Origin of the sequence: uncultured Streptococcus sp. (genome assembly GCF_915066115.1) — a bacterium.
Taxonomy (GTDB): Bacteria; Bacillota; Bacilli; order Lactobacillales; family Streptococcaceae; genus Streptococcus.
The window spans coordinates 1-8,795 of sequence record NZ_CAJZDT010000078.1 but is presented as its reverse complement, the minus strand read 5'-3'; the positions used below and the strand labels follow the sequence as shown (position 1 = coordinate 8,795).

The 8,795-nt window shown below is 34.9% G+C and carries 6 protein-coding genes and 2 pseudogenes; 6 read left to right on the top strand and 2 right to left on the bottom strand.

Going from position 1 to position 8,795, the window contains the following annotated elements; genetic code table 11:
- The 3 genes and pseudogenes from QZ565_RS06305 to QZ565_RS06295 form a co-directional block, all read left to right on the top strand.
- Positions 1–2,502: pseudogene (locus QZ565_RS06305) on the top strand (serine protease); the annotation flags it as partial.
- Positions 2,503–3,103: 601 nt separating this feature from the next.
- On the top strand, positions 3,104–4,015 hold the full coding sequence (locus QZ565_RS06300; protein WP_295527078.1) for a DUF6287 domain-containing protein: 912 nt from the start codon (positions 3,104–3,106) through the stop codon (positions 4,013–4,015).
- Between the two features lie 251 nt (positions 4,016–4,266).
- Positions 4,267–4,584 (top strand): hypothetical protein, encoded by a 318-nt coding sequence (locus QZ565_RS06295; RefSeq protein ID WP_004269832.1) that lies wholly within the window; start codon positions 4,267–4,269, stop codon positions 4,582–4,584.
- A gap of 31 nt (positions 4,585–4,615) precedes the next feature.
- On the opposite strand, the pseudogene QZ565_RS06290 reads toward QZ565_RS06295, so the two are convergent.
- Positions 4,616–6,357 (bottom strand): annotated as a pseudogene (locus QZ565_RS06290) (N-acetylmuramoyl-L-alanine amidase).
- Positions 6,358–6,547: 190 nt separating this feature from the next.
- Positions 6,548–7,456 carry a LysR family transcriptional regulator gene (locus tag QZ565_RS06285; protein ID WP_042750500.1) on the bottom strand — a complete coding sequence of 303 codons (909 nt, stop codon included), beginning with the start codon at positions 7,454–7,456 and terminating at the stop codon, positions 6,548–6,550.
- Positions 7,457–7,519: 63 nt separating this feature from the next.
- Here QZ565_RS06285 and QZ565_RS06280 point away from each other — a divergent pair, with 63 nt between their 5' ends.
- The 3 genes from QZ565_RS06280 (at position 7,520) to QZ565_RS06270 (ending at position 8,568) form a co-directional block, all read left to right on the top strand.
- Positions 7,520–7,789, top strand: a complete 270-nt coding sequence (locus tag QZ565_RS06280; protein WP_004261684.1) for a YqgQ family protein — start codon at positions 7,520–7,522, stop codon at positions 7,787–7,789.
- Positions 7,789–8,169 carry a rhodanese-like domain-containing protein gene (locus QZ565_RS06275; RefSeq protein WP_125386119.1) on the top strand — a complete coding sequence of 127 codons (381 nt, stop codon included), beginning with the start codon at positions 7,789–7,791 and terminating at the stop codon, positions 8,167–8,169. The genes QZ565_RS06280 and QZ565_RS06275 overlap by 1 nt, the downstream gene beginning before the upstream one ends.
- A gap of 162 nt (positions 8,170–8,331) precedes the next feature.
- Entirely contained in the window at positions 8,332–8,568 is a 237-nt protein-coding gene (locus QZ565_RS06270) for a hypothetical protein (RefSeq protein WP_004261680.1), read from the top strand.
- Positions 8,569–8,795: the final 227 nt, after the last annotated feature.

Below are 8,795 nucleotides of genomic sequence, written 5' to 3'. Positions count from 1 at the left end.
CAAGATTCATCTAAATACCAAAAGCTTGGCGAGATTGTCGAATCTAAATTTAAAAATTTAGAAAATAGAAAAGAGGATACTCTTAAAAAAGATACAACTGAGGTAGAACATCATCAAGGAAATGAAGAGTCTATTGAAGAAAAATCTAGCTTTACTATCAATAAAGCCATTTCAACAATTAGAGACTTTGAAAGCAAAGACTTAAAGAAACTCATTAAAAAGAAATTTAGAGAAGTTGATGACTTTACAAGTGAAACTGGTAAGAGAACAGAGGAATACGATTATAAATACGATGATAAGGGAAATATCATTGCTTATGACGATGGTAGTGCCTTAGAATATGAAACTGAAAAACTTGATGAAATCAAATCAAAAATTTATGGTGTTTTAAGCCCATCTAAAGATGGACACTTTGAAATTCTTGGAAAGATAAGTAATGTTTCTAAAAATGCCAAGGTATATTATGGCAATAACTATAAATCGATAGAAATCAAAACGACCAAGTATGATTCTCACTCAAAAACGATGACATTTGATTTATACGCTAATATTAATGATATTGTGGATGGATTAGCTTTTGCAGGAGATATGAGATTCTTTGTTAAAGATGATGATCAGATAAAAGCTGAAACTAAAATTAGAATGCCTGAAAAAAATAAGGAAACTAAAACGGAATATCCCTATGCATCAAGTTATGGGAATGTCATAGAATTAGGAGAAGGAGATCTTTCGAAAAACAAACCAAACAATTTAACAGACATGGAATCTGGTAAAATCTATGCTGATTCAGAAAAACAACAATATCTATTGAAGGATAACATCATTCTAAGAAAAGGCTATGCACTAAAAGTGACTACCTATAATCCTGGAAAAACGGATATGTTAGAAGGGAATGGAGTCTATGACAAGGAAGATATTGCAAAAATCCAAAAGGCAAATCCTAATCTAAGAGTCTTATCAGAAAAAATAATTTATGCTGATAGTAGAAATGTTGAAGATGGAAGAAGTACTCAATCAGTATTAATGTCGGCTTTGGACGGCTTTAACATTGTAAGGTATCAAGTGTTTACCTTTAAAATGAATGATAAAGGGGAAGCAATCGATAAAGATGGAAATCTTGTGACAGATTCTTCTAAACTGGTATTATTTGGTAAGGATGGTAAAGAGTACACTGGAGAGGATAAGTCCAATGTAGAAGCTATAAAAGAAGATGGCTCTACGTTATTTATTGATGCAAAACCAGTAAATCTTTCAATGGACAAGAACTACTTTAATCCATCTAAATCTAATAAAATTTATGTACGAAATCCAGAATTCTATTTAAGAGGTAAGATTTCTGATAAGGGTGGTTTTAACTGGGAGTTGAGAGTTAATGAATCAGTTGTAGATAATTATTTAATCTACGGAGATTTACACATTGATAACACTAGAGATTTTAACATTAAGCTTAATGTTAAAGATGGTGACATCATGGACTGGGGGATGAAAGACTATAAAGCAAACGGATTCCCAGATAAGGTAACTGATATGGATGGAAACGTTTATCTTCAAACTGGCTATAGTGATTTGAATGCGAAAGCGGTTGGAGTACACTATCAATTTTTATATGATAATGTAAAACCTGAAGTAAGCATTGATCCTAAGGGAAATACTAGTATCGAATATGCTAAGGGAAAATCTGTAGTCTTTAATATCAATGATAAAAGAAATAATGGATTCGATGGTGAGATTCAAGAACAACATATTTATGTAAATGGAAAAGAATATAAATCATTTGCTGATATTAAACAAATAGCAGATAAGACACTAAACATTAAGATAGTTGTAAAAGATTTTGCAAGAAATACAACCGTAAAAGAATTCATTTTAAACAAAGATACGGGAGAGGTAAGTGAATTAAAACCTCAGATGGTAACTGTGACCATTCAAAATGGAAAAGAAATGAGTTCAACGATAGTGGCGGAAGAAGATTTCATTTTACCTGTCTATAAGGGTGAATTAGAAGAAGGCTATCAATTTGATGGTTGGGAAATTGCTGGTTTCGAAGGGAAAAAAGATGCTGGTTATGTTATTAATGTGTCAAAAGATACACTTATAAAACCTGTATTCAAGAAAATAGAGGAGAAAAAGGAGGAGGAAAATAAACCTACTTTTGATGTATCCAAAAAGAAAGACAACCCACAGGTAAATCCTAGTCAATTAAATCAAAGTCATAGAAGAGAGGACTTACAAAGAGCAAATCATTCACAAAAATCTGATTCAACTAAGGATGTTACAACTACAGTTCTTGATAAAAACTTTGAAAATAAGAAGGAAGTCTATCTTAATAAACAAGCGAACATAGCTAATAAACATACTAACATTGATAGTAAGTCGGATACTAACCATTCTGACAGGTTGCCAAAAGCCGGAACAGTTAGAGCAGTTCTTACACCATTTATTGCTGGAATATTGTTTATAGTAGGAGCACTTCTTGGATTGAAGAAAAAAGATCAAGATTAAGACAAAATCTATAGAAAAGATGTTTATGTGTTGAGGTTAGATACTGTGATGGTTAAACAGTTTGCTGACAATTACTATTTAATACTTAATTCTTAAGTTTACATTGACAATTATAAACTCTTAGAATGTATTAATGGCCTTCATTTAGATAACAAAAAATCTTCTTATTACAGATAGGAAGATTTTTTGGATTTTACCAATTTCATAAAATACAGTATCGAACTATATATTAAAAACTGTGCTTTTACAATTGTAGTAAAAACTCAAGATTTATTTGATGAAGTACAGGCTATATGAAATATGATAAGTAAATATGCCTATTAGATTTTTTATAAACATAATATAAGTGAATAATATGAAAGGATAGCTCCTTTTCATTATCATAGTTAGACTATAAAAATATATAAAATTCTTAAAAATTATGGTATAATTTATGTTAATAAATTCGATATAGAGTTTAATGGATGATTCTATTGCTGCCAATATTTAAGGGTTAGTTGATTGGTTTTCTTTTGAAAATCCATCCATTCATGGATACTGACAAATCTTACGAATTTGTTTAAGATATAGGTGAAATATAGTGAAAAATGGGAGGAATACTATGACTAAGAAACATTTTGAAGAGAGAAATGGTCCGAAATCAACTGTATCGAAGGTAGTGAAAGGAACTTCTCCATCTAAGATTAGGGGCAAGTTTTTTAAAATAAAAGTCTATATTGGCATTGCCATTAGTCTCTTGGTCGTTGCAATCCTAGCAAGCCTCTTCTTATTCTCACCTAACGCAAAGAAAGAGTCAAATGAAGCCATTTCTTCAGTTGCTAAAAAAGAGAACACAAGTAAAGAAGCGATAGATACTTCGAAAGCGTCTGAGAATGAGAAGAAGAAAGAAGAGGAGATTCAAAAACTCAAGGAACAGCTAACCAGTTTAGATAGCAAGGTCTCTGAGTCAGAGAAGGTAGTTAGCAAGCTAAAAGAAGAAACTGCAGTTCCGAAACTGGATATTGAAGCATTAAGAAATAATGATTTATCTAGTTTGAAAGGCACATGGCGTACACCGTCGGGCAATGAATATGTCATTAATGAGTCTGGTGAAATTTATATAACTAGCTTTAGAGATGGTCAAAAATTTGAATATACTGTTGAATTGGACAATAGTTACTCTCATCTGAAAAATCGAAGTTCAGATTCCAACTTTAAAGAAGTTGAAAGTCTAAGTGCACACACTAAAGGTTCTGTCGCAGGAGGATTTGTGGTAGTTGCCGTACCAAGTGGAGTTGTCATGCAACCTGGTGATGATGGAAAACTGACAGATAAAAGCAATCATGACGAGGAGAGACTGTTTGCAGGACAGCAGTATGAAGCGATGTTGTCGAGACCAGAAGATGTTTATTATCGTGTAAAACCAGATACTAGTAAACTTGAGGAAGAAGAGAAACATTTAGCTCAACTACAGGCTGAACGCGAAGCAATCAAAACTTCTCTAGAATCTAAGGAAAAGAAAAATAATAACTAGAAAAAACTAGTTTAGAATCTAACTTTCGATTGTTTTAGTTCAGAAATACTGTTGCAATCGCTAGAATGAAGAAGCTTATTAGGGCTTCTTTTCTTTTATCTTAACACTTCAACCACTTAGACTGATATAGAGACCAGATAGGCAAAAGAACTTGTTCTTGAAACTGACCTCTGCTATAATGATTTTTGTAAGGGACGTGAGGCGTCACTATCAGATAACTCAAGTTCATAAAAAAGCAATTGGAGATAAAAATGAAAAAATTATTAGGTATTGGATTCTTGCTAGTTTCAGCTTTGGTTTTGTATTTTGGTTCTGTTGGATGGCCAAGTTTGGATGTAAACCTCTGGTCACTCATTCCGGTTGGTCTGTTCCTCTTTTTCACTCTAGAGAATTTTTTGAAAAAAGACTACAAGGCTAGTCTGATGTGTTTAATTATTGCTTTTATCATTGCAAATGCAATTTTAGACCTTTTGCCAATTTCAAGTGGCTTGGTAATTGGAGCGGGCGTACTAGCTTGCATTGGTATTGGATACCTCTTTCCTGATAAAGATACAAAAGAAGACAAATAGAAAAGGCCTCGAGGTTTCTCGAGACCCTTTTTTACTTACCAGCGTAATATTTTTGAATTCCTTTCACGATACCTGCTACAAGCTTATCTTGATAGTGGCTATCTCGAATCTGTTGATTTTCAGCGAAATTATCTATATAACCAAGCTCTAGGAGGACGGCTGGTTTAGCAGTTTCTCGAAGAACGGCAAAGCTTCTTTCCAATAAACCAGCATCTTTAGCACCAGTTTCAGCTAACAATGAAGAGTGGATAGCTGCTGCGAGGCGCTTGCTCTCACTTATACGGTCAGGATGGTTATGCCAGTATGGGTTGATTTTACTTGGATAATCAGGATCATCACTATAGGAATAGGTTTGAATGCCACTAGCTCTAGAGTACGCGCTGCCAGTCGCATTGAAGTGAATACTAATAAAGATATCAGAGTTAGTCTTGTTAACCATACGAGAACGCTCTGTAACAAAATCTACATCAATATCACTATCACGTGAAGTAAGAACTTTGTAGCCAAGTTCTTCTAACTTTTTGCGTAATTTACGATACACCTGCATGTTGAGGTCTTTTTCAGCGACATTGTAATAGTATGCACCTGAGTCTCTTCCACCATGTCCAGGATCTAAAAAGATGGTTCTACTGTATTGGCCTTTTACAAAACCAACTTCTTTTGAGACCTCAGAAATCCATTGACCATTTTTGTGGAATAGATGGTCTTTACCGTCAATTTTGTAAGTTCCGGAAACATAATGTCCATTATCATCTAAGTAGTAGCGAGCCTTATAAGTGTCGTCGTAAATCCACTCTTTTTTAGCCATATAACCACCAGCTTTGAGATAGTAAGCTCCAATCCATTCTTTTGATGCATACATTCCACCACGCTTCAAAAAGAACCAGCTGTTATAGTTTTTATCAAATATCCATTCATTATCAGCCATGGCTCCATTGGTTTTTAGATAATAGCTTCCCGACCATTTATCGGCTAACATAGCTCCATCTTGAGCAAAAGAATACCAAGAACCGCTGATTTTTTCCCATTTGTTTTGGACAAATTTTCCAGATGCGTTCGCATAGAACCAATTATCTTTAATTTTTACCCAGCTATTTTCAGCCATAGCACCACTGTTATTAAATAGGTAGCCCTTAAATGTAGTTGAGCTCAACATGATTCCCTTTTTATCAAAGTAGTACCAAGAACCATTGACTTTCTCCCACTTGTCCTGAGAGATTTTTCCAGAGGATGTGGCATAATACCAATTTTGGTCGATTTTTGCCCAGCCGTTTGTGGTCATAGCTCCACTTTTGGTCAGTAAATAGTTATCAAAAGTTGTATTACTAAGCATGATTCCATCTTTGTCAAAGTAATACCAAGCACCACCAATTTTCTCCCATTTATTCTGAGAAATTTTTCCAGAAGAATTAGCGAAGTACCATTTTCCATTGATAAAGTTCCAACCGTTTTCAGCCATCACTCCATCTTTATTGAAAACATAACCATCAAAGGTTGTATTGCTTAGTCGATGGTCATCTTTATTGAAGTAGTACCACTTTCCTTGGATTTTTTTCCAGTTGGTAACAGGTTTGTTGTGTTCGTAAAAGCGCCAGTTATTATTTTCTTCCTGCCAACCTTCTTTGACTTTTTCAACTTTTTCTTCTTTTTTTACTTCAGACTTCTTCTCTTCTGTAGCAGGATTTTTTTCTCTATTTTTTCTTCTTTATCATCAATTTTAGAAGAATTGTCTGTTTTTTCGACCTTCTCTTTCGATTTTTCTTGGTTTTCGATTTTTGAAGTACTTGAATGAGGAATTGTCACATTTTCTCGTACTACCTCTGCTTTATTTTCTTGAGCTTGGGCAGTTGTTTGAGTGTATCCTAAAATAGATAAGGCAACTGCACTAGCAAGTAAAACCTTTTTCATATTAAACTCCTTTTGTTTTTTTTTTTGCTTATTATAATAAAATCTTGCTGATTTCTCAACTATCAAACTGAACTTCTTCTAGTAGATAGTCGATAAAGCGTTCGCCCATCTTAGATAGGCTGGTTTTCTCATGCTGGATATAGACCAGTTCAATTGGATCATCAATATCAAGTGGGATAGAAACGATATTGTCTCCGTTGAGGTTGCTGTTCAAAATCCCTGTCGCAATGGTATAACCATCCAAACCAATCAAGAGATTAAAGAGGGTAGCACGGTCGCTGACTACGATAGATTTTTTGTGGTATTCCTGCGAGAGAATCTCTTCTGAAAAGTAGAAGGAGTTATGAGTTCCTTGGTCATAGCTGAGGTAAGGGAAGTTTTCTAAATCTTCCAGTTTCACCTTGTCTTTCTTGGCCAGAGGATTGGTCTTGCTGACAAAGATATGGGGCTGGGCTGTGAAGAGATGGTGAGCCAGCAGATGGTTGTCATCCAGCATTTTTGTTAAAACATCACGGTTGTAGCTGTTAAAAAATAGGACACCGACCTCACTACGGAAGTTCTTGACGTCATCGATAATCTCCCAAGTCCGCGTTTCACGAAGGAAGAGCTCGTATTTTTCCATATCACTTTTCTTGAGCAAAGATACGAAAGCATTGACCACAAAGGCATAGTGCTGGGAGGAAACGCTAAAGAGTTCGCGGTGGGCGACAGGATTTTTATAGCGTTCCTCCAGAAGTTGAGTTTGCTCGACAACTTGACGGGCATAAGAGAGGAACTCCATCCCATCACGGGTCAAGGTGATACCCTTGGGATTGCGGATAAAGATTTCAATACCCATTTCATTTTCTAAATCTCTCACAGCATTGGAAAGACTTGGTTGGGTGATAAAGAGTTGCTTGGCTGCCTCATTCATGGAGCCTGTTTCGACGATTTTGATAATATAGTGTAATTGTTGAATTCTCATGTTTTTATTGTACCACACTTGCGTCAGAATCGCCAAAGAAGATAGGAAAATCAGGAGCATTGTGTGAGTCTCTTCTTGAAAAAAACACAAAATTTTGCTAGAATGAGTCTTATGAAAACATTCTATGATGTGCAGCAATTCCTCAAACGATTTGGTATTATCGTTTACATGGGAAAACGCTTATATGATATTGAACTGATGAAGTTGGAGCTCTCTCGAATTTACGATGCAGGGTTGATGGATAAATTGGACTATTTAGAGGCAGAAGCAGTTCTTCGCAGAGAGCACAAGGTAGAATTGGATTATATTGAGAAAAATGGAGAAATGAACTAATGGTTACTTGGATTTTGTTGGCACTTATACTAGCAATGTTGGCGTGGATGGGCTTTAACTATCTCCGTATTCGTCGTGCGGCTAAAATCGTAGACAATGAGGAGTTTGAAGCCTTGATTCGTACGGGTCAATTGATTGATTTGCGTGAGCCAGCTGAATTCCACAGAAAACATATCCTTGGTGCACGCAATATTCCTTCAAGTCAGTTGAAGACTAGTCTTGCAGCCCTTCGTAAGGAGAAACCTGTCCTTCTTTACGAAAATCAACGTGCGCAACGTGTCACAAATGCAGCACTTTATCTGAAAAAGCAAGGTTTCTCTGAGATTTATATCCTTTCTTATGGATTGGATTCTTGGAATGGAAAAGTGAAGACTAATTAACATAAGCTAAATTCTCAAACTAAGTTCCGCTTTGGGTAGACAAGTGGAACTTAGTTTGAGAGATTGCCATAATTAATATGATAAAAAACTTATAGTATTATATAGACAAAACCTATTTCTTTTGATATAATTTAGTGGTAATAATTTTAGGAGTTTTATAATATGAAAGAAAAGAAGAAATCTTCCCTTGTTTTAGGTATCCTATCTATCGTTCTTGGTTTCCTACTACCAGTGGTAGGGCTTGTTTTGGGAATTATTGGATTAGTGTTAGCTAATTCACATCAAAAAGAGTCTGAGCTGGACTATAAAACAGAAAAAATACTTGGTATCGTAGGTATTGTAATTTCTGTAATTATGTGGATTTTAGGATTTATAGTTCTTATGAATATATCAGCTTAACAATAAAACATTTTATTGTTAAACTCACCCCGAAAGTTAGCAGAAAAATCTAGCTTTTGGGGTGTTTTATTATGAAAATAACTTATGAGGATAAAGTTCAGAGCTATGAACATAAAAAGCAAGGTCAAAGCTTAAAGCAACTTTCAAAAAGAATTAGTGTGGATGTTTCTGGGCTAAGATACATGATGAGATTGATTGAACATTTCGGAATAGAAAGTATCAAAAAA